Genomic DNA, 20,877 nt, shown 5'->3' with positions numbered 1-20,877 from the left:
AAATATGACTGAAGGGTATGACTCACTTGCCAGCAATGAGACGGATAGCACTGATCTAGATGGCTTATTAAACCAGCATTTTAAAGGTAGAGTAGTCCGAAAGGATTTAACTAAAAAGTTAAAGGAAGGCGCTAACGTCCCTGTTTATGTACTAGAGTATTTGCTGGGTATGTACTGTGCCTCCGATGATGATGACATAGTGATGAGAGGGCTTGAGAACGTCAAGAAAATACTGGCTGAGAACTATGTCAGACCGGACGAAGCTGAGAAAATTAAATCCCTAATTCGAGAGCGCGGTACATTCAAAATCATTGATAAAGTCAGTGTGAAATTAAATCAGCGCAAAGACGTTTATGAAGCGGCGCTTTCAAACTTAGGAATTAGTGATGCCTTGGTTCCCTCTAAAATTGTTAAGGAAAATGAAAAGCTGCTAACAGGTGGTATTTGGTGCATTATTACCGTGCAATATTTTTTTGAGGAAGGCCAAAAAATCTCTCCTTTTTCAATAATGAATCTTAAGCCAATTCAGATGCCATCGATGAATATGGACGAAATATTCTCAGCGAGACAGTATTTCACGACTGAACAATGGATGGATGTGATTCTACGATCGGTAGGCATGGAGCCAACAAATTTAAAAGAATCGGTTAAATGGCATCTTATTGCACGCATGATTCCTTTTGTAGAGAATAACTATAATGTCTGTGAGCTTGGCCCCCGAGGTACTGGTAAGAGCCACGTATATAAAGAGTGCTCACCTAACTCATTATTGGTATCGGGTGGTCAGACGACAGTAGCTAACCTATTTTATAACATGAGTTCAAAGCAAGTAGGACTTGTGGGCATGTGGGACATAGTCGCTTTTGATGAGGTAGCAGGCATAAGATTCAAAGATAAAGACGGTGTTCAGATTATGAAGGATTATATGGCTTCTGGATCATTTGCTAGAGGCCGTGATTCTATCGAAGCCAAAGCCTCAATGGTTTTCATTGGGAATATTAACCAAAGTGTAGAAACACTAGTTAAGACCAGTCATCTTCTAGCTCCTTTCCCTGATGCAATGATTGACACTGCATTTTTTGATCGTTTCCACTGCTATATACCTGGGTGGGAAATCCCTAAAATGCGTCCTGAATTTTTTACCAATAATTATGGTCTAATAACAGACTATTTATCTGAATACATGCGAGAGATGCGTAAATACGGCTTCTCTGATGCTATTGATAAGTACTTTAAGCTAGGTAATAACTTAAACCAAAGGGATGTTATTGCCGTTAAACGCACTGTATCAGGATTACTAAAATTGCTTCACCCTGATAGTAATTATGGTAAAGAAGATGTGCGTAATTGCTTAGTATATGCATTGATTACAAGACGCCGGATCAAAGAGCAACTCAAGAAGCTTGGTGGCATGGAGTTTTATGATGTTCACTTTAGTTATATTGATAATGAAACGCTTGAAGAGTTCTTTGTAAGTGTGCCAGAGCAAGGGGGCAGCTCGCTTATATCTGAAGGTGTACCAAGACCAGGCGTTGTACATTTAGTTGCTCAGGGTGCCAATGGGCAGTTAGGGCTTTATCGTTATGAAACCCAAATGATGCCAGGCTCTGGTAAGTACTCTGTTTCAGGCTTGGGGTCTAATAGCGCTGCCAAAGAAGCCATTCGAATTGCTTTTGACTACTTTAAGGGTAATCTAAAACGTATCAGTGCATCTTCTAAGTTTTCTGACCATGAGTTTAGTTTGCACGTGGTTGAGCTACATAATACGGGCCCTAGTACTCATACTTCCTTAGCGGCCTTAATAGCTTTCTGTTCTATATTGATGGGACGTTCTACGCAAGAACAAATGGTAGTGCTTGGTGATATGACATTGGGCGGGGTTATAAATCCTGTTCAAAACCTAGCAGAGAGCCTACAGTTAGCAATGGATAGTGGTGCTAAACGAGTGATTATTCCAATGGCTTCAGCCTCTGATATACCTACAGTGCCTGCAGAGCTATTCTCAAAGTTTCAAATTAGCTTTTATGCTGACCCTGTTGATGCGGTTTATAAGGCTTTAGGGGTCCAGTAAGCCAACAGCCTTATTTGTTATAGAGTTTACTAAGCCTTAATCTGTGTGGTAGCAATGTTACCCATATAGAATAATCTAATATATGAACAAAAAAGCCAGACGGTCTTAACCATCTGGCTTTCTAACAACTAACAGGTAGCACTCTACCGGCTATAATACGCCTGCTGCATGTCGTATTCGCAAACGCCACAAATCCAATTCGACTTACAGCGGAAGTAGGGGATATCTGCAGGATGTTGTACAGGACAGACATAGCCACAACAGGCACAGCGCACATCATCCAAATAGGCGAAACACTGGCCTACCTCTTTGAACAGTTTCTGAGTACTAATGCCATACTTACGACAGAGCGCTTCAACGTGTGCAATATAATCAGATTTGTTGTCATAAGCCCAGTAATCCTCACATATTTGAAGATCAAGAGCACTTTGCGTCATATTAGGTTGTAGTTTTAAACTCATAATGCTTTCCTTAGAATTGATAGCCAGGGCCATGAAGTAAGTCATAAAGCTCATACCCTAGCTGCATGCACATTTCATCCAGTACATAGGACTCTTGAGCGTCTAGTCTGGATTGAACCCATATACGAATTGCCATATGGTTGTTAAAGCAGTTATCAACACCAAGGAATCTCGATAATGTACTGCCAGTTTGAATACACTTATCACGAATAAGAGTGTTAGCAATATGGTTTGCATCATCACTAATATGACCTTTGGGTTTATGTTGGGATAGTAGCTCTTGATAGTTAATCATCTTCATGCTCAACCTCCTGATTAGCCTTTACTAATTGCATTTGACTGCGATTTACCAGTGCTTCAAAAGCGCTACCATCTTGACGAGTCATATTAGGCACGTAGCGACTGTAAGTATTGAACAGCATTTTGGTGGTTGAATGGCCCATCTGATACGCAATCCACTCAGGGCTTTCACCAGCGGCTAACCAGAGTGTTGCAGCAGTATGCCTAGTTTGATAAGCATTGCGCTTTTTAAGACCTAGCGCCTTAAGAGTAGGATGCCAAACTCGTTTATTCACATTGTTGTAGTCAAATGGCTCACCAGTGTGAGAACAAAAGACATACTCAGAACGCTTATAAGTGACTTTCTGCTGCTCTTTTAATGCATCATAAACCCATGGAGACATTTGAATGGCTCTATATGACTCTTGGGTTTTAGGTGGAACGATCTTACCTTTAACCAAAGCCTGATTGATAACAATCTCACGGCGATTAAAGTCAATATTTTCCCAAGTGAGACCATCGATTTCGCTGGTTCTCATACCTGTGAAAAAGCGCACAAGATAGTAGTTTCGATAGTCCTCCCTAACCCCATTAATAAACTTCCAAACCTCATCTAACGTGAAAGGCTGAATACTGGCTTTTGGCTCCTTCAGAGACTTAATATCATCATACGGATTATCAAACTTGTAGCGTTTAGCAGCTTCTTTTAGTATCATACCTAGAGGTACCATTATCGAATTGATGCGTGCCGCTGACAGAGGTTTTTTAGCTTTTCCGCGCGTTACTTTGGCGAGTGCTGAGCGGAAGGCTAATACCTCTGTCTTTTTAATTGTATCGATGGGTCTTTCCTGAAATTCAGGTAAGAGATACATGTCAATAATTTCTCTAATCTTGCGTTTGTACGTATCACGCCATTCAATTTCTTTTTCTGAGAACCATAGCTCTGCAAACTGCTTGAATGACGGCATGTTTGTTGAGATACACTCCTTACGATCATTTAAAGCCATCATTTTCTGAGCTTTATCGCTCTTGGGGAAGTACTGAGCATAATTGAAAGTACCTAAAACAATTTCGGCTTCCATTCTTTCAATTATCTTTTGCAACTTCTTACGGTTTTCAGGGGTGTCAATCAGGTTGGTAGTTTCGCGACATCGGACTCCTAAGTAGCGAAAGTCAACAAACAGTTTTTTGCCCCTACTTCTAATACTAGCCATAATAGCCTCCTTATTGTAATGCCATGGCGTTGATGCTGCCGGACACGCCGACACGCATGTCTTTTTCAATTTCTTCCCAAACATAAAGGATTTTTCTACCACCGAATGGTCTGATGTAGTGAATGCCTTCAATTAGAACACTGTCTTTGAGCTCATTTCGAATCGTACGAGGGGTGTACTTGATGCGTTCAGAAAGCTCTTGGGTTGTTAAGTAAGTATGTGACATAATACATTCCTTATATAAAGTTTAATCATCATGGTACTTTTAAATACCATAGTTGTAATTTATCACATTTTTATAACTATGCAAGTACTTTTTACAACTAAGATTGGAGTTTTTCTGTGATAGTTAATCATTTACCCACTTTGTTAGCGGAAAGAAGGCTAAAGGTAGCGGATGCAGTACGGGCGACAGGAATTAGCAAAACAACGTTACATAAAATATATAATGACCAGTCGTCGAGAATCGACTTCGATACTATTGATAAGCTATGCGAGTTTTTAGAAGTTGAAGTTGGAGATATATTTGAATATGTTCCTGATGCAGAAGATCAGGATTTGAAAAAGAAGAGTAGAGGTCAAAGTTAAGAGGTTTATGAGTTAGAAATTTTAGGGCAGGCACAGCTTGGGCACAATTTGGGCACACGGTTTTTTTGCGAGTTATAGAGAGAGAGTAAAACGATGTATAGTTACAAGAGGTGCAATGGGTGTCAGCCCTTATATTTCGGGCATAAAAAAAGCCCCAATCATAAAGATTGGGGCTTTCGAATTTGGTAGGCGTAACTAGATTCGAACTAGCGACCTCTACCATGTCAAGGTAGCGCTCTAACCAACTGAGCTATACGCCTATTGAGGTGATGTATTTTAGCAAGTTTTTTAGGTTTTGCAAGCTTTTATTTACACAAAATATCTACCAACTGAGTCAACGCTCAAAAGTTAACTGTGGGTGTTTAAATAATCAGTAAGAGGGTTAAGACCGCTGTCAGCGACGCCAATTTCTTGGGCTACCAACCGACCCTGTTTGTCCAAAATAGAAAGTAAGTTTGAGTGATTAATATCGCCATTATCAGTAAACTGATATTTGATATTTAAGGTATTGGCCAGCATACGGGTATTGGCCTCAGTGCTACGGATTAAGTGCCAATGGTTCCCTAAATCATTGTGTTCGGCATAATTTTTCATGACTGGGACGGTATCACGCGCTGTGTCTAACGTTACCAATAAAAACTCAGTGTCAGCTCTTGCTTCATCAGTAAGTCCTTTCTCAATTTGTTTCATACCACGGACCAGGATAGGGCAGGTATGCTGACAACTGGTATAGGCCATAACAACTACTTGGTTTTTACCTTTTAACGTTTCAAGCTCAAGTTTATTGTCGTTATGATCGGTCCATTCTCCGCCGACTTGATAAATAGAATAGTCTTGTCCCAAGGCTTCAGCAGGCTCTTTCGAGTTCATATTTCCATGGGTCATAGAGTCATGGTTCATGCCCTCATGGTGCATAGCTTCATGCTGTTCTTCAGTTTGTGACATAGGCGTAGGCTTTGACTGAGCTGAATCGGATTCTGATTGACTACAAGCAATAGCAGTAATAGACAAACTGGCTACTAAGGCTGTCTTAAAGAGACAGGACACTAATTTATAGGAGATTAGTAGTGGGGCAGAACGGGAGAGATTGGTTTTCATAATAAATTCCTAATGAAAATAGAAGAGGTTGCTTAAATTAATAGCGAGCACAGCGAAAGCCCAGACTGCTAACGGTATATTTCGCTTCTAAACTTGAGCGAAAACCATAGCGCATGAAGGCAGCATAATCACTTGGGTCAACTGCGCCAATGGCAGCAGAGCCACAAAACATTTGCTGATTTAAGGTGCTATCAGAGCGTGATTCTCCCGTTACTAAACTATTGTTAAAATTCTCGGTCCATTCCCAAATCAATCCGTGCATGTCTTTAACTCCCCAATAGTTAGCAGGGCTTTGTCCCACTTTGGCAAGCCGATGGTTGTTACCAGCAGACTTGCTGTACCAGTCGAGAATGCTCTGATTGTATCCGGGTTCTAAGCTACCATTTTTATGGGTTTCAGAGGCTTGAGCCACGTACTCCCATTGCTCTACAGTAGGTAGTCGCTTGTTTTGGGCATGACAATATTGGTTGGCTACATACCAAGACACATTGACCACAGGTTTTTGGAAGTCAGCAATTTGTGGCGTATAACCCTTTGTGGCTTTCAACCAGTGCTTAAGATAGCCTTTGTCGGCGAATATTGGCACAATCGCTTGCTTTTGGTACTTTGGGTTTTGTTGTGAGAATTTATAAAGTTGGATATTGGTAACCGGTAACTCGTCTATTTTGAATGTGTCTACTTTGATAAGGGGGGAGTTATTACTCAAATATAAGGGTCGGTATACCCCAGACTCGATTGTCAGTTCTTTGGCTTGTGCTGTAGATATCATTAGACCCATACCAGAGACAAAGCTAAGAGTTATCCCCATTGAAGCCAGTAGCAACGATCTAATATAACTGCGTGGTAAAGTAGAGAACTTGGTGACTATAATATTGATTATCATGATGGCTCTCACTCGGTTGTGAGTATATAAAAGCAGGCAGTTGGCGCTTAGCTTGAAGTAAATTAGCTTAATTCAATCTAATATGGACTCGGTATCAGGCTTAGCTCAAGCCTGATACCGTATTAGGCCTAGTGGCTTTTATAGTGACTGTATTTTTACTCAGTTGCAGTCTGCAAACGGGCATTAGCTAATGGCCATCTGGGTTACTTTCGAGCTGCCACATGTGAGGGGGTAGTTTCTCCGCCTTTGTTACCCCAGCTATTTATAATATAGGTCACCACATTGGCGATCTTTTCATCGTCCAAATCGACCGCAGGCATGACACTATTGTACTCCTTACCATTGACCGTAATCTTACCGCTTAAACCATTGTGAATGGCGTCGATGGCGCGATTGGGGTCTGCATTTAGATAGTCTGACTTCGCCAAAGGAGGGAAGGCATTAGGTATTCCAGTGCCATTAGGTTGATGGCAAGCTGCGCAGTTACTGGCATAGACAGATTCGCCCATTTTAATGCGCTGTTGTAAGTTTTTAGCAGTAACCTCTGGTTTTGGTGTGTCGTTTTTGCCGATACTTTGTGTCGCTGACCCCTCAGGTAGATAAACTTGTTCTCTGACTTTTCCAGAATAGATTTTTTTATCTTCCGGACCCTCTACCGAAAGAATACCGAGAGCGCCTTTGTTAAAAGCTCGAAAGATTGAGTGATCAACTATCACGTAGTCGCCAGGTACATCAAGTTTAAATTGAGTGATTGCCGCGCCCCCAGCTGGTATTAAGGTGGTTTGTACACTATGGTTTTCAGACAAACCGCCCTCGATATTTACTTTATCGAAAATCTCTCCGATGACATGGAACGATGAAACTAAGTTAGGCCCGCCATTACCGACGAATAGGCGCACAGTTTCCCCTACTTTGGCTTTTAAGGCATTATCCCCGGTCATAGAGCCGACTGAGCCATTAAAAACCACATAGTCCGCATCTTCTTTAACTGCTTTTTCCATATCAAAGGGTTGTAAGCCTTTGTCTCCATAGTCGCCTTTGGTATAGAAGTCACTTTGCATCACGTAGAATTCTTTATCGACCTTTGGCAATCCTTCTTTAGGCTCAACCAATATAAGACCGTACATACCGTTGGCAATGTGCATTCCTACGGGCGCAACGGCGCAGTGGTAAACGTACAGACCAGGCTTTAGGGCAGTAAAGTTAAACTCTGAAGTATGACCAGGAGAAGTGAAAGATGAAGCGGCGCCACCACCGGGTCCCGTTACCGCGTGTAAATCGATATTATGCGGCATTTTGGAATCTGGATGATTAGACAGATGGAACTCAACTTCATCACCTTCACGGACACGAATAAAGCTACCAGGCACCGAGCCATTAAAAGTCCAGAAGTTATATTCAACCCCATCAGCTAAGCGCATTACTTTTTCCACAGTCTCCATTTTGACCACAACTTTGGCAGGATAGTCTCTATTGGTTGGAGGAGGGACTTGAGGTGCTGAGGTTAAGATAGCGTCTATAACGGGTAACTCACCTTGTTGGGTATTAGAGTTAGAGTCTTTGGTTCCGCTAGTAGTTGTGGCAGTGCTTTCATTACTGTCAGGTGCCGAGTTTTCAGGCGTTGATTTATCGCACCCAATCAGACCGGAGGTAATAGCAAACAAGCAAGCTAGTGCTAGCTTAGAATAAGAAGGGGCATTTTTGGGCAATGTTCTTAAGGTTGAGATAAGCATATTATCCTCCAGAAAGTAGGTTAATCCGATATGGAAACTGATCTTTCTATACATTCACTTTAAATGAATGTTTAAGGTTATGCGACTCTTTTTATTTAGTTCTGCTTATTTTTTCTATACTGATGAGTTAAAAGTAATCGTAATAATTGGCATGAAATATAAGGGCTAATATAAAGAGTGATAAATCCAAAATACAGTAAGAAGCTAGGATACAGACTGAAAAATAGAATAAGGACTTATTAATAAAATAAGTGTTTATAAAATAAGTGCTTGTAAACAGGAACAAGCCCATTATTGGCAACAAGCAATGATTGCCTTTAAGCATGCAGTCAGTAATGCAAAAGAGGAGACAAAGACTCACGCCCATATGTGTTATTCAAGTTTCTATAATTACTTACATCATATTCAAAACATGTACGTAGATGAGATCAATTGAGGCAGTTTGCTCTGGTTTACAATTGTTAGATGTCTTTAAATTAGAGAGTAATACATCTGGGGATGATGACTGCGATTGCGGGTGAAAAATACCTGTCCTAACGCAACGTATTCCAAGAAATTCTAGCCCTTATTTTATCTATAATAACTCCTAATCCCTTGATTATATTAGGGTTTTTTTGATTTATTTTTCAATTTTTATTCATAATGTCATTTTTGTAAGGCATACTCATAGAGGTTAATGATTATTAGCAAAATTATTAATTGGTCTCTATATAAGATCATAACGTTTTGATTTATCTCTTTTTTATATAGTTGCTAGCATTTCATTGCTTAATCTCTAAACGTAAAATTAGCACCAATATCGAAAAAAAATCCTAGAATTCAAATCTCAAAAAGGGCTAAAAAATGGGCATGTTCGATTATAAAAATTACTCAAGCAACGAAGCTGCAAAGCTGGTAGAAGATATCAGTCTACTATCTGCATATACTAATTCATTCAAAATTGGGGGATTTATACCTGGTGTTGATGTGCTTAACACAGTAGGTAGCCTAACTGGTGATTTATTGGCCAGTGAGGTTAACCTGCGTATTCCTGATGGGTGGACAGAATTAACCGCTACTGATTTAGGTCTCAGTCCAGATTCTGTAGATAATTCAGGATTTTTTACCATTCCTAGCTTTTTTTTAGGGACTGTCTTCGAAGGTCCTCAAGCTAAAATCTTTGGTCAATATAATGAAGCGGGCGATTTGGTTCGTATTAACTTTGATGCCGCAGGTACCAATGGCTTAGCAGATCTTATTGACTATACCAACCTCAATAGCCGTGAAGGTGTTGAGCTGTTTGATCCTATTCTTAAAGTAGTCCAACAGTTTGCTGAAAGCAATGGTCTTCAAGGTAGCGATGTCGTAATAAGTGGCTATAGTTTAGGGGCTGCAGTGGCTAATGTATTGGCCGCTGAACGTGAGAATTTAGCAGATGGGTTCTTTAAGGATTCGGATTATCTAGCCTTTGCTGTGCCAACGATTTATGATAATTCTGATGTGGTGCTAAATGTCGGTTACGAAAACGATGTGGTACATCGCATCACCGGTGATGAGACGAGCTTTGTTGGTGCATTACAGGCCACAGACTTTGGTTTAATTAACCCAGATAAAGAATTTAGCAGCTCTGTTGATAATTTCGTTTTATTTAATGATGTGTATGCGTCGCCGCTTATTTGGAATTTAAGCCCTTTTTCACTACTAAACGTAGCAACAGGATGGTTTGCCCATAATCAAGGGGTAGCTACTGATGCTATATCAAGAGTTATCGACTCCTCTTTTTATGAAGACACTAAAATGGACAGCACTGTAGTGGTGGCTGAATTATCCGCTGTAGCTAGAAGTACTACGTGGGTTGAAGATTATGCGACAACAACGTCTAGTCATTATGGCTCTTCCGCGTTTTTAGTAGGGAGTAAGTTTGATGATTTAATTGCTGGCGGTAGTAATTATGATTATATTGATGCAGGGTTAGTGTAACTATCCCCTAAAATAACACAGCTCAAACGTAGAATTTCTTATAAAATACCCATAAGGAGTTTTAATATGAGCAAACGAATGACCGAGACCCAAATAGTATCAATATTAAAAGAAGCAGAAGCTGGGATATCTGCTAAAGAGCTGTGCCGTAAATACGGGGTAGCTAGCTCGACATTTTACAAATGGAAGTCTAAATACGGCGGTATGGAAGCCTCTGATGTCAAACGACTAAAAGAGCTTGAAGAAGAAAACCGTAGGCTTAAACAGATGTATGCTGATTTAAGCCTTAAAGCGCAAATGCAGGAAGAGATCATAAAAAAGCTATAGCGCCTGTACCCGAGCGCAAAGTCTGGGCGCAAGAATTACAGGCGCAGTATGATGTCAGCATTGCAGTTAGTTGTCAGGTGGTCTGTATGAGTCGAACCGCTTACTACTATAAGCCTAAGCTACCTGATGATAGTGAGATTATTGATGTCTTAAACAAGCTTACTGACAAGCACAATCGTTGGGGTTTCCCAAAGTGTTTTAAGCGTATACGCAAGCTTGGCTACTCATGGAATCACAAGCGAGTACACCGTGTTTATACCGCGTTAAACTTAAACCTACGCCGTAAGTCTAAAAGACGGCTACCAACGCGCAACCCTAAGCCGCTAAGTGTGCCAAACGCATTGGGTCATACTTGGTCTATGGACTTTATGAGCGATAAGCTGCACAACAATATTCGCTTTCGAACCTTTAATGTGATTGATGATTACAACCGTGAAGTATTAGGCATTGATATTTGTACCAGTATGCCTTCACTCCGAGTAATTCGCTACCTTGACCAGCTAGCCGAGTGGCATGGCTATCCTAAGCAAATTCGTGTGGATAACGGCAGTGAGTTTACATCTAGCACATTCACTGATTGGGCATCAGCTCACGGCATCTATATTGACTATATCGAGCCTGGCTGTCCTTATCAGAATGCTTATATTGAACGGTTTAATCGCAGTTATCGTAATGAGGTTTTAGACTGCTACCTTTTCAACAATTTAAACGAGGTTAGTAAGCTGACTGAGGATTGGATCAAGGTTTATAACACCGAAAGACCCCATGATTCACTTAATGATATGACACCTGCTGAGTACAGGCAGGTGGCTTAATTATTCTACGATGATGTTGTGTTAAGAATGGGGTATTTACATTAGGTAATGACACTATCAAGGCTGGCATTGGCGTCGATCATATTGATGGCAATTTTGGTATAGATGAAGTACGTGTTGCAGGTAGAGGTGATGATTGGGATGTCTATAAAATGACAGATGACACTCTATTTTTCATAGACAAAGATGGTGTTAATCTGGTCGAAGCAGAGAATGTAGAGTCAGTCAGTTTCCAAAAAGAGATTAACAGCCATACCAATAACTATGAAATAACCGATGCCGGTCTTATTGATCATCGTTTTTTAATAAAACACACTGACAATGGCGATAAAGAATTCTTAGACCATGTCGAAGGAACTGAAGGTAATGATACGTTAATGGGTGAAATTGTTTTCGGTCGTGAAGGCAATGATACTATTAACGGCACAGACGCAGCAGATATTCTACATGGTGGCCGTGGTGACGACGTGATTTACGGACTGGAAGGCAATGACCGTATCTATGGTGCTGAAGGCGACGACGTGTTAAACGGCGGATTAGGGGATGATATCTTAATTGGCGGCGTGGGTAACGATACGTTTGTCATCGATAGCCTATCGGGCAATGATGTTATTGCAGACTTTAATAACGATGCGGGTTACCAGGATGTGCTACAGTTTTCATCCGAGTTATTTACGGATATGAATAATCTAATCAGTCAGACCAGTCAAAATGGGTCAAATGTCAGCGTTGCTTTGACCAATCAAAGTTATCTAATGGTTGAAAACTGCTCTGTTGAAGACGTATTGAATTGTTCTATAATTGCTTAAGTAAACGTTTAAAAATCTACTTGTTTATAAAAAAACTCAGCTTATTTGCTGAGTTTTTTGGGTGTAATACCATTGATATATAACCTATAAACTATACTATCAAATTAATCGCTAGTAGCGTCGGCTTAGAGAGGTTACTTTTTATTACTACTAAAATAGCCATCTTTCGCTGAGTCTTGAATAACAACGCCTTTGCTACTGAATGAGAAAGCTTTGTTACTAAAAGTACCAACCATGATAGCTTCAATTAATGGTGAGACACTCTGCGCTTCGCTTTCTATAGCTACTACGAAGTTAGCACCATCACCGCCTGTATCGTCATTCTTTTCTACAATATAGTTCAGTGTTCCCATAGGCGGCAACTCAATAGATTTTTTCAAATATGGACGAACATAGTCTCCATGAGTATTATAGTAATCAATTCTAGTCACATATAAACTATTATCTAAGCTGGTATTGCGAATACTCAAAGTCGCTGACAACATAACCTTAGGACTTTCTTCGTCACCATAAATATTTGAATAAACAGGCACATAAAATAGCTGTTGATAAGACATGTTGCCTTTAGGCATATCTACTTCTAACTCTTTTATAGGATCTTTGTGCTCATCACTGTATAAAATATTAGGGTCTTTTTCAGGAGGATTGCAGGCGCTAAGCCCCACCGTAATTAGCAAAGAAGTCAACAGTAGCAGTGATGTTTTCATAAATCTCCTTTAAGGCCTTATGGCGCTCAACCGCTTAATTTAGTCTGCCTACGCATTAAAAATGGCAGGCAGACAACAGGGTAGAGGTGTTTTATATTAACCCACCAATACGTTGGTTTCGGGGTAGTGTACTCTTGAAGACTTTGGCATAGCAATTAAATAAGCCAAGGTCAAAGGTCCCACTCGTCCTGCAAACATCATAAACATAATAACAATTTCACCGGTTGAGCTGAGCTTAGTGGTCAAGCCGCGGGTCAAGCCAACCGTACTTAGCGCTGAGACTACTTCGAATAACACGTCATCTAAAGGATGATCTGCCTCTACTACCGACAATACAAAGACGCTTATAAAGATAAGCATCATGGTAATACTAATCAAAGCCAAAGACTTTCTTACCAAGCGATCTGGAATACGGCGCTTAAATACGATGACATGATCGCGCTGTCTTAAAAACGCCCACGTGGTCAAAATTAAGATAACAAAAGTCCCAATTTTGATACCACTGGCAGTAGATAGCGAGCCGCCGCCAATAAACATTAAGAACATAGTCAGTAACGTACTGGCATCAGTTAGTTGTTCAATAGGGATGGTGTTAAAACCAGCAGTTCGAGGGGTAATGGCCTGAAACCAAGCGGCTGTTAATTGATTACTAAAGCTTAAATGACCTAGAGTATTCGGATTATTATGTTCTAACAACCAAAATAGCACAAAAGCCATAAAGTTTAAGGCCACAGTTGTGGTGACAACTACCTTGGTGTTCACGCTTATTTTACGCCAACTGCGATTATCAATAATGTCCTTCACCACAATGAAACCTAAGCCACCAATAATGATAAGACTGGTAATGATGATATTAATAGACTTGTTATCTGCATACGGCATTAAGTTGTCACTGGTCAGTGCAAAGCCGGCATTATTGAAGGCAGATACCGTATAGAAGAAGCCGGCATAGAGGGCCTCAGAGGCTGGCATTTCTTTTAAGAAGGCAAGGCTTAGGGCAATAAATCCTATCAGCTCAACTGACAATGCAATGGTAATAACCGATTTGGCAGTGGTGGAAATATCGCCAAAGCTTGTTTCCGCAAAAGCTTCACGGGCTATCTTTTGACCCACAATATTGAGCCGTCGCTGTAAGCTAATAAAAGCAAAAACGGCGAATGTCATAAAGCCAAGTCCACCAAACTGAATCAATATCGCAATAATCACTTGGCCTAATCGAGTGTAGTTGGCGGTATCAACAATAGAGAGTCCAGTGACAGTCACGGCAGAAGTGGCGGTAAAAGCGGCTTGAATCCAAGTTATGGGCTCAATTGTGCACGCTGGTAATTTTAAGAGAAAACAGCCCAGCGTTATTAAACATAAAAACCCCACTGCTAAAATAGCAGGGGGAGAGGTTAGAAATTTAACTGAGTTTTTTGGCATAAAAGGTACCTGTTGACCAAGCCTACTTGATATTAAGCATTGATAAATGCTTTGGATAAGTATTTAAGGTCACTGACCAATCCGGCATATACCACCCTATCTGGATATTGAATAACCGTGTCATCATTGAAAACCTGCACTAATTGGTTGTCACGAATAATTAATAGTAACGAAGTGTCAGGATGCTTACTTCTGATTTTACCAACGGTTATTGGTCGTAAGTTTTGCGGTACGTCAATGCGCACTAAAAACTCTTCATTACCCAAAGATAAATACTGTTTCATCATGGGATAAGCCACAGCTTGAGCAATACGAATTCCCATATCTTGCTCAGGATGGATAATATTCTCCACGCCTAAGCTGTGCAAAATATCATGATGGGCATCTGTTTTGGCTTTCACCCATAAGTTCTTAGCCGGTAACTTAATTAAGTTTAGAGTACATAACAAACTGGCTTCCAAATCTTCGCCAATACTGACGATTACCCCATCAAACTGACTCAAGTTCAACTCTTTTAAGGTTTCAATATCGGTAGCATCAGCGATAACAGAATGACTCAAGATGTCACTAACTTTGTTTACCTCTTGCTCATCCATATCAATGCCGAGTACTTCATTGCCTTGACTTTGTAATTCAAAAGCACAAGCTCGACCAAATACACCCAGTCCTATAACCGCAAATTGCATGTGTTACCTCTACATAAATAGTCATATAAAGCAAATATTAACGATTGTTATTGATCGTTAGGGGGTAAGATGGCACTCACTTTTCGTTTAGATAATTCAGGCAATAATTATACTCCTAAATATAACTAATAAGAAAAGAACAGCAACCAATATATACTAAAAAATCACAAAAAAAAGAACCCCAATTGATGAGGTTCTTTTGTTAAAAATAGGTGACAGTCAATTTTTATTGATTAAGTAAATTAAACTACTGAAAGTTATTGGCTGACTTTTGCCAATACTTCTTCACGGCTAAGCAGCTGTTTTTCGCCATCACGACGATCAACATATTCGTACTTGTCTTCCGCTAAATTGCGATCTGATACCACGATACGATGTGGGATGCCAATAAGTTCAAGATCGGCAAATTTAACACCAGGACGTTCATTACGGTCATCTAGCAGAACATTCAAACCTTTGGCCTTAAGCTCTTGATATAGAGCTTCAGCAGTTTGCATTACCGTCTCTTCTTTCGATTTCATTGGCACAATAGCGATGTCAAATGGGGCAATAGAGTCATTAACATTCGGTGTTTTGGCCCAAATAATGCCATTGTCATCGTGATTTTGTTCGATGGCGGCTGCGATAATACGGCTGACACCGATACCGTAACAACCCATCATTAAGGTTACAGGTTTGCCATCTTCACCCATAACTGTACAATTTAAAGCTTTAGAATATTTATCGCCCAATTGGAAGATATGACCCACTTCAATACCACGTTTGATGCTCAGTGTGCCTTTACCATCCGGTGAAGGATCTCCTTCTACCACGTTGCGAATATCCACCACTTCAGTAATGGTCGCATCGCGTTCCCAGTTCATACCGGTAGTGTGCATGTCATACTCATTGGCCCCTGACACAAAGTCGCTCATGGCAGCAGCGGCACGGTCAACATATACCGGAATGTCCAAATCTACGCCGATAAAGCCTTTTTTCAGACCCGCCGCTTTCATCTCTTCTTCGGTAGCGAAAGTAAGAGGGGTATCAACTTCAGCGATTTTCTCCGCTTTAATTTCATTTAAAGTATGGTCGCCACGCACCACTAGCGCTACTAATTGCTCATCGCCTTCAGTACCATCTTCATTGATATGATGACCTTTGACGATTAGCGTTTTTACAGTGGTTTCAAGCGGAATATCTAAGAATTTAGCCAAGTCTTCATTGGTTTGAATTTTTGGCGTGGCCACATCTTGTCTGTCTTGTGTCGGAGCGGCGCGTTCATTATTACAAACTGCTTCTGCCAGCTCAACGTTGGCCGCATAGTCTGAACCATCTGAGAACGCAATGGCATCTTCACCACTGCCGGCCAATACATGGAACTCATGAGAGGCTGAGCCACCAATTGAGCCAGTATCGGCTAATACAGCGCGGAAAGTTAAGCCAAGACGCTGGAAGATACGAGTATAAGCATCATACATTTGCTGATAGGTTATTTCTAATGACGCCTGATCAACGTGGAATGAGTAAGCATCTTTCATGGTGAATTCACGGGCACGCATGATACCAAAGCGTGGGCGAATCTCATCACGGAATTTACCTTGAATTTGGAAGAAGGTTACCGGCAGCTGTTTATAGCTACGTAATTCACCACGAGCCAAATCAGTAATTACCTCTTCATGAGTCGGGCCTAGTACGAAGTCACGGTTGTGACGGTCGGTAAACCGTAGAAGCTCAGGACCATAATCTTCAAAACGTCCTGACTCTTGCCATAACTCTGCAGGCTGAGTCATTGGCATCAGTACTTCTTGTGCGCCAATATTCTGCATTTCTTCACGCACAATTTTTTCAACTTTTTGCAATACCTTAAGCCCCATAGGTAACCAAACATATAGGCCTGACGCAAGCTTGCGAATCAGGCCGGCTCGTACCATGAGTTGGCTTGATACGATATCAGCATCACTTGGGGTTTCTTTTAGGGTAGCAAATAAAAACTGGCTGGCTCTCATAACTGACTCGACTTTACTCAATGTAGTTAAATGGTCGTTAACCTTAAAATCAACGGCAAAGAAACTATAAAATTAACCAAAACAATAAAAGCACCGTGAATAGTTGCCGTCTAAATTGCTGTAAAGTCAGTAATCGAACGGTTATTACGGTGCAGATAACAATAAAATAAGTGCGAATAAATCGCTGTAACTTGCCTATGTTAGGTAAACTCGCCGACTGACGCAATCACTTTTTAATATGTGGGCTAATTTAAATAAAATTTTGTCAGTTTTAGAGCCCTATTAAGGGGTGTTTATCGACAATGATGTAACGTAATTTAGCAGACAAAAGGACGCTTTTTGGCTATATTAGATTTATACATTTAAGGATGTGAAACGATTTAGCACCTTAATATTTCACGTCAATAATAATAACTTTATGATGGCAAATTATGAACAATAAAACTCAAAATACAGTACCTCGAAATAAAGTACCTCCAAATACAGTAAAAAGTAATGGGGTTTGGCTTAAGCTAATTTTCCTGCTCCTTTTAATCGCGTTAAGCGTTTTTCTGTGGCAACAGTTCAATAAAGACAATTCCCCACAAATTCAGACGGTAAGCCGAGAAGGCGTGGTCAGTAAAATTCAGCAACTGAATCGTTTAGAGACCGTGGCTTATAATGTGGATACGGTAATTACCAGTGAGCAGGAAGGCAGTTGGCAACGGTTATGGCAAGATGAACAAAAAGGTCTGTTTATTGCTCGTGGCCGTGTGGTAGCCGGTGTGGACTTAAGTACGTTAAGTCCTGAAATGGTTCAGATCACAGAGCCGACAGAAGCTCAAATCGAAGAAGCGCGCGCTAAAGCTGAAGCCCAAGGTAATGGAAATGCTCCTATTACCTTAATGCCTGACATTATGATTACCTTACCGCCTGCGCAAGTATTTACTGTGTACTTAGACGATGTAGAAGTCTATGACTGGAAGTCGGGCGGTTTCTTTGGCATGCTTCAAGCAGAACCTGAGATTTTGGCTAAGGCTCAAGCCAGCGCCAAGCAAGAAGTGCTTAAGCGCGCTTGTTCTGATGGAGTGATGCAGCAAGCAGAAAATAATGCCAAAAAAGAAATGGAGCAGTTATTTGCGATGACTGGCGCCAAAGTAAGTGTTACTACCCAGGGAGCAGGTGCCTGTCAGCCAGTTGACTAACGGATTATCCTTTAAACTGCCCAATAGCGTAAAGGCGGGCTTGCTTGTGTTCTACCATAGGTTGAGGGTAGTCAACATTTGCAAGCTCGCCTTTTGCGCTTAACGCTTGTCTTAGTTTGGCCTCATCATGCAGTATGCTCGGTTTTACGGGCTTTAGCTCTGGCAGCCAGGTTTTAATAAAAATAGCCTCTTTGTCATGCGTTTTAGCTTGGCTGAAAGGATTCATGATACGAAAGTAGGGCGCCGCATCGGTACCGACCGAGGCACTCCATTGCCAACCGCCATTATTTGAAGCAAAATCCCCATCAATGAGTCGTTGCATAAAGTAACGCTCACCCCAACGCCAATCAATAAATAAGTCTTTGGTCAAAAACATGGCAGTCACCATACGCAGTCTATTGTGCATAAACCCCGTTTGATTGAGACAACGCATCGCAGCATCGATCAAAGGCACGCCTGTCTGTCCTTGACACCATCTATTAAAGTCTTGCTCATCGTAAGACCAATGTACTTTAGTGTCTGCTGCTTTATTAAAGGCAGTGCCTTTAACAATATCTGGGCGATCAGCGATAACATGACGATAGAAGTCACGCCATGCCAGCTCACTAATCCAACGCTGGATATCTTGTTCAGCGCTAGCCTCATTGCTATTTTCTAGTGGTTTGTTTGTTTGTTTCTCTGATTGATTAAAGACATTGGCCTCATAAATAGCTTCAGCGGCTTGTTTGGCTTTGAGATAACAGACGCGAGGACTGATTGCCCCTATAGTTAAGTAAGCAGATAGCCGACTGGTGGCTTCTAATGAAGGCTGGTCTCGAGCAATATCATAGCGTTGTACATCTTCGGCTAAGAATGTTTGCAGCTGTTGATAGGCGGCAATTTCACCTGCCACAAAGGTTTCTTCAGCGTTTTTCAGTAGTTGGGTTTGGTCATTTTGGTTCGCAGACTCAGCTTCAAAGTAAGCTGCAGAAAATAGCCTAAGTGTTTGCTGATGCAAATCATCGATAGTGGCTAAGATTTGCGATAAACGTTCAGTAGCGGGCTTATCCGAATTTACTTTTTCAGTAGAGTACAAGTTGGGCGGACTGGTTTCTAGAATACTTCGCCATTTTTTATAAAAAGGGGTAAAAACCTTATACATGGTCTCGTCATTAGTGGTCACTGACTTCGGTGGCAAGATACATTGATCATGGTAGCGGCTAAATTCGATATCCTGTTGTTTTAAGCGCTGCTCAATAGCGGCATCGCGCTGCATTTCATTAACTTCGTACTCATAATTACTGGCCATATGAGTGATGCTGTGCTGTTGACAGAAGTTAACGACCGTCTCTATACAGCTGTCAAAATCAGCCGTTTTCAATACATGAAGCTCGATATCCAATTGATCAAACAATGAGGTTGCTAATACTTTTAGGGTGCGAAAGATAAAGTCCATTTGTACTATAGACATGTCATGCTCAAGCCATTGTTCAGCAGTAACCACAAATAAAGCGTGAATCTTAGGCTGGGCTGCTTTCGATACTGACGACTGAGACACATCTAGTTGTGATGGGTCGTTTTGGGTTAATGCCTGCTTCGCTAAGTCCGTTAATTGGCTTAGTGCTGTATTGTCCTCAACACGCAAGTCGCGTCGGAACCACATAAGGTAAGAAGTTAAGTCAGCGACAGAAGGGGAGGTCATTGCACATCCTTTAATGAGTGATAGAGTAGGTGATAAGAAAGATAGAAAAGTAGAAAGATAGATAGCAACTCGGGTTTATATTTGGAGTTATGCGCTTTTAATGTTATAAACTTTAAATGCTGTAAGTTAGTGTACGCACTGCTAAATTTGATAAAAAGTATGCTAGGATAAGTTTTATTTGGCAATTCTATTTTGGTAAAAGGTTTAGAGGGTCAATGCAGATTAAATTTTGTGGATTTACCCAACTCTGTGACGTGCAACAAGCGGTTAAGCTAGGGGCTGATGCCTTAGGCTTTGTGTTCTATCCGCCTAGTCCTCGTGCGGTCACTATGGAGCAGGCCAATGCTCTAATGACGCCTATTCCAGCCTTTGTCAGTGTGGTTGCTTTGGTGGTCAATATGGAACAGCAACAGCTTGTCGATCTAGCGAATACAGTCGCCTTTGATGTGATTCAGTTTCATGGCGATGAGTCCGCTGAACAATGCCAACAATTGGCCAATAAAGTTAATAAACGTTGGATTAAGGCACTTCGGATCAATAAAGACACTCACGATCTGGACAGCATCACGAATCAAATAAATCAATATGCCCAAGCAGGTGCGAGTAGTATCTTGTTAGACGCTTATCACAAAGAGGCTTATGGCGGTACTGGGGAGCGTTTTGATTGGTCACTTATTCCTCACGATTCTGCATTGCCTATTATTCTGGCAGGTGGTTTAACCCCGCAAAATATTAATGACACTTTAAAGCTGCCTATTCAAGCAGTCGATGTTAGCGGCGGCATTGAGTCGGCCAAAGGCATAAAAGACGCTGGCAAAATGGCTGCCTTTATTCGTGCGGTTAAAAATAACCGATGGCAAAGCTAAAAGAGCGTCTCTCATTGCCCAGGCCAGGAAAACTGGCCAAGCAGCTTGATTATTAAAGAAAGTATTGAAAATAAGTGATGATTACAAAACTATAAATAGGGTAAAA

General features: G+C 41.0%; 20 protein-coding genes and 1 tRNA gene. 8 read left to right on the top strand and 13 right to left on the bottom strand.

Translation table 11 applies throughout. From position 1 onward, the window contains the following. Positions 1–4 precede the first annotated feature (4 nt). On the top strand, positions 5–2,071 hold the full coding sequence (brxL, locus tag LK453_RS13620; RefSeq protein ID WP_201541555.1) for a protease Lon-related BREX system protein BrxL: 2,067 nt from the start codon (positions 5–7) through the stop codon (positions 2,069–2,071). A 143-nt stretch (positions 2,072–2,214) separates the two neighbouring features. On the opposite strand, the gene LK453_RS13615 is transcribed toward brxL, so the two are convergent. Genes LK453_RS13615 through LK453_RS13600 form a run of 4 tightly spaced genes read right to left on the bottom strand, consistent with a single transcriptional unit; the run spans position 2,215 to position 4,251 of the window. Further along, positions 2,215–2,532 carry a hypothetical protein gene (locus tag LK453_RS13615; protein WP_201541553.1) on the bottom strand — a complete coding sequence of 106 codons (318 nt, stop codon included), beginning with the start codon at positions 2,530–2,532 and terminating at the stop codon, positions 2,215–2,217. A gap of 10 nt (positions 2,533–2,542) precedes the next feature. Next, positions 2,543–2,833 carry a hypothetical protein gene (locus LK453_RS13610; RefSeq protein WP_201541551.1) on the bottom strand — a complete coding sequence of 97 codons (291 nt, stop codon included), beginning with the start codon at positions 2,831–2,833 and terminating at the stop codon, positions 2,543–2,545. Beyond that, positions 2,820–4,025: an Arm DNA-binding domain-containing protein gene (locus LK453_RS13605; RefSeq protein ID WP_201541549.1), complete on the bottom strand. Its 1,206-nt coding sequence runs from the start codon at positions 4,023–4,025 to the stop codon at positions 2,820–2,822. Before LK453_RS13605 ends, LK453_RS13610 begins: the two co-directional genes overlap by 14 nt. A 10-nt stretch (positions 4,026–4,035) precedes the next feature. Beyond that, positions 4,036–4,251 (bottom strand): hypothetical protein, encoded by a 216-nt coding sequence (locus tag LK453_RS13600; RefSeq protein WP_007393965.1) that lies wholly within the window; start codon positions 4,249–4,251, stop codon positions 4,036–4,038. Positions 4,252–4,367: 116 nt separating this feature from the next. On the opposite strand from LK453_RS13600, the gene LK453_RS13595 reads away from it, so the two are divergent. Further along, positions 4,368–4,613 (top strand): helix-turn-helix domain-containing protein, encoded by a 246-nt coding sequence (locus LK453_RS13595; RefSeq protein ID WP_201541547.1) that lies wholly within the window; start codon positions 4,368–4,370, stop codon positions 4,611–4,613. Between the two features lie 183 nt (positions 4,614–4,796). Here the strand turns inward: LK453_RS13595 and LK453_RS13590 are convergent. From LK453_RS13590 to nirK, 4 genes are all read right to left on the bottom strand, one after another. Beyond that, positions 4,797–4,873: transfer RNA gene (locus tag LK453_RS13590), tRNA-Val, on the bottom strand. A gap of 88 nt (positions 4,874–4,961) precedes the next feature. Continuing rightward, positions 4,962–5,711, bottom strand: coding sequence for an SCO family protein (locus tag LK453_RS13585; protein WP_201538443.1), 750 nt, complete (start codon positions 5,709–5,711; stop codon positions 4,962–4,964). A 37-nt stretch (positions 5,712–5,748) separates the two neighbouring features. Beyond that, positions 5,749–6,594, bottom strand: a complete 846-nt coding sequence (locus tag LK453_RS13580) for a formylglycine-generating enzyme family protein (protein ID WP_265088883.1) — start codon at positions 6,592–6,594, stop codon at positions 5,749–5,751. A 203-nt stretch (positions 6,595–6,797) separates the two neighbouring features. Then, positions 6,798–8,327, bottom strand: coding sequence for a copper-containing nitrite reductase (gene nirK / locus LK453_RS13575; protein ID WP_227674337.1), 1,530 nt, complete (start codon positions 8,325–8,327; stop codon positions 6,798–6,800). Between the two features lie 238 nt (positions 8,328–8,565). Here nirK and LK453_RS14420 point away from each other — a divergent pair, with 238 nt between their 5' ends. The 4 genes from LK453_RS14420 (at position 8,566) to LK453_RS13550 (ending at position 12,237) form a co-directional block, all read left to right on the top strand. After that, a complete protein-coding gene (locus LK453_RS14420; RefSeq protein WP_406947784.1) occupies positions 8,566–8,763 on the top strand; it encodes a hypothetical protein in 198 nt (65 codons plus the stop codon). Positions 8,764–9,176: 413 nt separating this feature from the next. Continuing rightward, positions 9,177–10,286, top strand: a complete 1,110-nt coding sequence (locus LK453_RS13565; RefSeq protein ID WP_201538447.1) for a hypothetical protein — start codon at positions 9,177–9,179, stop codon at positions 10,284–10,286. Between the two features lie 66 nt (positions 10,287–10,352). After that, a protein-coding gene (locus LK453_RS13560; RefSeq protein WP_379652738.1) for an IS3 family transposase occupies positions 10,353–11,428 on the top strand; the annotation gives its coding sequence in 2 pieces (ribosomal slippage) (positions 10,353–10,599 and positions 10,599–11,428; 1,077 coding nt in all). 152 nt (positions 11,429–11,580) lie between these two features. After that, positions 11,581–12,237: a calcium-binding protein gene (locus LK453_RS13550; RefSeq protein ID WP_227674336.1), complete on the top strand. Its 657-nt coding sequence runs from the start codon at positions 11,581–11,583 to the stop codon at positions 12,235–12,237. A 134-nt stretch (positions 12,238–12,371) separates the two neighbouring features. On the opposite strand, the gene LK453_RS13545 is transcribed toward LK453_RS13550, so the two are convergent. From LK453_RS13545 to LK453_RS13530, 4 genes are all read right to left on the bottom strand, one after another. Then, complete coding sequence (locus LK453_RS13545; protein WP_201535856.1) at positions 12,372–12,944, bottom strand: DUF3124 domain-containing protein; 573 nt, start codon at positions 12,942–12,944, stop codon at positions 12,372–12,374. A 96-nt stretch (positions 12,945–13,040) separates the two neighbouring features. Continuing rightward, positions 13,041–14,366, bottom strand: coding sequence for a TrkH family potassium uptake protein (locus LK453_RS13540; protein ID WP_201535859.1), 1,326 nt, complete (start codon positions 14,364–14,366; stop codon positions 13,041–13,043). 32 nt (positions 14,367–14,398) lie between these two features. Then, positions 14,399–15,052: a potassium channel family protein gene (locus LK453_RS13535; protein WP_201527563.1), complete on the bottom strand. Its 654-nt coding sequence runs from the start codon at positions 15,050–15,052 to the stop codon at positions 14,399–14,401. Between the two features lie 257 nt (positions 15,053–15,309). Beyond that, positions 15,310–17,040 carry a proline--tRNA ligase gene (locus LK453_RS13530; RefSeq protein ID WP_201535862.1) on the bottom strand — a complete coding sequence of 577 codons (1,731 nt, stop codon included), beginning with the start codon at positions 17,038–17,040 and terminating at the stop codon, positions 15,310–15,312. A gap of 431 nt (positions 17,041–17,471) precedes the next feature. On the opposite strand from LK453_RS13530, the gene LK453_RS13525 reads away from it, so the two are divergent. Then, entirely contained in the window at positions 17,472–18,224 is a 753-nt protein-coding gene (locus LK453_RS13525; RefSeq protein WP_201535865.1) for a DUF4230 domain-containing protein, read from the top strand. A gap of 4 nt (positions 18,225–18,228) precedes the next feature. Here LK453_RS13525 and LK453_RS13520 read toward each other — a convergent pair whose 3' ends face one another. After that, a complete protein-coding gene (locus LK453_RS13520) occupies positions 18,229–19,905 on the bottom strand; it encodes a cryptochrome/photolyase family protein (RefSeq protein WP_201535877.1) in 1,677 nt (558 codons plus the stop codon). Between the two features lie 215 nt (positions 19,906–20,120). On the opposite strand from LK453_RS13520, the gene LK453_RS13515 reads away from it, so the two are divergent. Beyond that, the gene (locus LK453_RS13515; protein ID WP_201535880.1) at positions 20,121–20,771 is read left to right on the top strand and encodes a phosphoribosylanthranilate isomerase; all 651 of its coding nucleotides are present in this window, start codon (positions 20,121–20,123) and stop codon (positions 20,769–20,771) included. The last annotated feature ends 106 nt before the right edge of the window (positions 20,772–20,877 follow it).

Origin of the sequence: Psychrobacter sanguinis, from assembly GCF_020736705.1 — a bacterium.
Lineage (GTDB): Bacteria > Pseudomonadota > Gammaproteobacteria > Pseudomonadales > Moraxellaceae > Psychrobacter > Psychrobacter sanguinis.
This window is presented reverse-complemented; position numbering and strand designations above follow the sequence as displayed.

Bases quoted from the DNA above. Each gene is read 5' to 3' on its own strand.
- brxL (WP_201541555.1), top strand. From the start codon at position 5: ATGACTGAAGGGTATGACTCACTTGCCAGCAATGAGACGGATAGCACT.
- LK453_RS13615 (WP_201541553.1), bottom strand. From the start codon at position 2,532: ATGAGTTTAAAACTACAACCTAATATGACGCAAAGTGCTCTTGATCTT.
- LK453_RS13610 (WP_201541551.1), bottom strand. From the start codon at position 2,833: ATGAAGATGATTAACTATCAAGAGCTACTATCCCAACATAAACCCAAA.
- LK453_RS13605 (WP_201541549.1), bottom strand. From the start codon at position 4,025: ATGGCTAGTATTAGAAGTAGGGGCAAAAAACTGTTTGTTGACTTTCGC.
- LK453_RS13600 (WP_007393965.1), bottom strand. From the start codon at position 4,251: ATGTCACATACTTACTTAACAACCCAAGAGCTTTCTGAACGCATCAAG.
- LK453_RS13585 (WP_201538443.1), bottom strand. From the start codon at position 5,711: ATGAAAACCAATCTCTCCCGTTCTGCCCCACTACTAATCTCCTATAAA.
- LK453_RS13580 (WP_265088883.1), bottom strand. From the start codon at position 6,594: ATGATAATCAATATTATAGTCACCAAGTTCTCTACTTTACCACGCAGT.
- nirK (WP_227674337.1), bottom strand. From the start codon at position 8,327: ATGCTTATCTCAACCTTAAGAACATTGCCCAAAAATGCCCCTTCTTAT.
- LK453_RS13565 (WP_201538447.1), top strand. From the start codon at position 9,177: ATGTTCGATTATAAAAATTACTCAAGCAACGAAGCTGCAAAGCTGGTA.
- LK453_RS13550 (WP_227674336.1), top strand. From the start codon at position 11,581: ATGACAGATGACACTCTATTTTTCATAGACAAAGATGGTGTTAATCTG.
- LK453_RS13545 (WP_201535856.1), bottom strand. From the start codon at position 12,944: ATGAAAACATCACTGCTACTGTTGACTTCTTTGCTAATTACGGTGGGG.
- LK453_RS13540 (WP_201535859.1), bottom strand. From the start codon at position 14,366: ATGCCAAAAAACTCAGTTAAATTTCTAACCTCTCCCCCTGCTATTTTA.
- LK453_RS13535 (WP_201527563.1), bottom strand. From the start codon at position 15,052: ATGCAATTTGCGGTTATAGGACTGGGTGTATTTGGTCGAGCTTGTGCT.
- LK453_RS13530 (WP_201535862.1), bottom strand. From the start codon at position 17,040: ATGAGAGCCAGCCAGTTTTTATTTGCTACCCTAAAAGAAACCCCAAGT.
- LK453_RS13525 (WP_201535865.1), top strand. From the start codon at position 17,472: ATGAACAATAAAACTCAAAATACAGTACCTCGAAATAAAGTACCTCCA.
- LK453_RS13520 (WP_201535877.1), bottom strand. From the start codon at position 19,905: ATGACCTCCCCTTCTGTCGCTGACTTAACTTCTTACCTTATGTGGTTC.
- LK453_RS13515 (WP_201535880.1), top strand. From the start codon at position 20,121: ATGCAGATTAAATTTTGTGGATTTACCCAACTCTGTGACGTGCAACAA.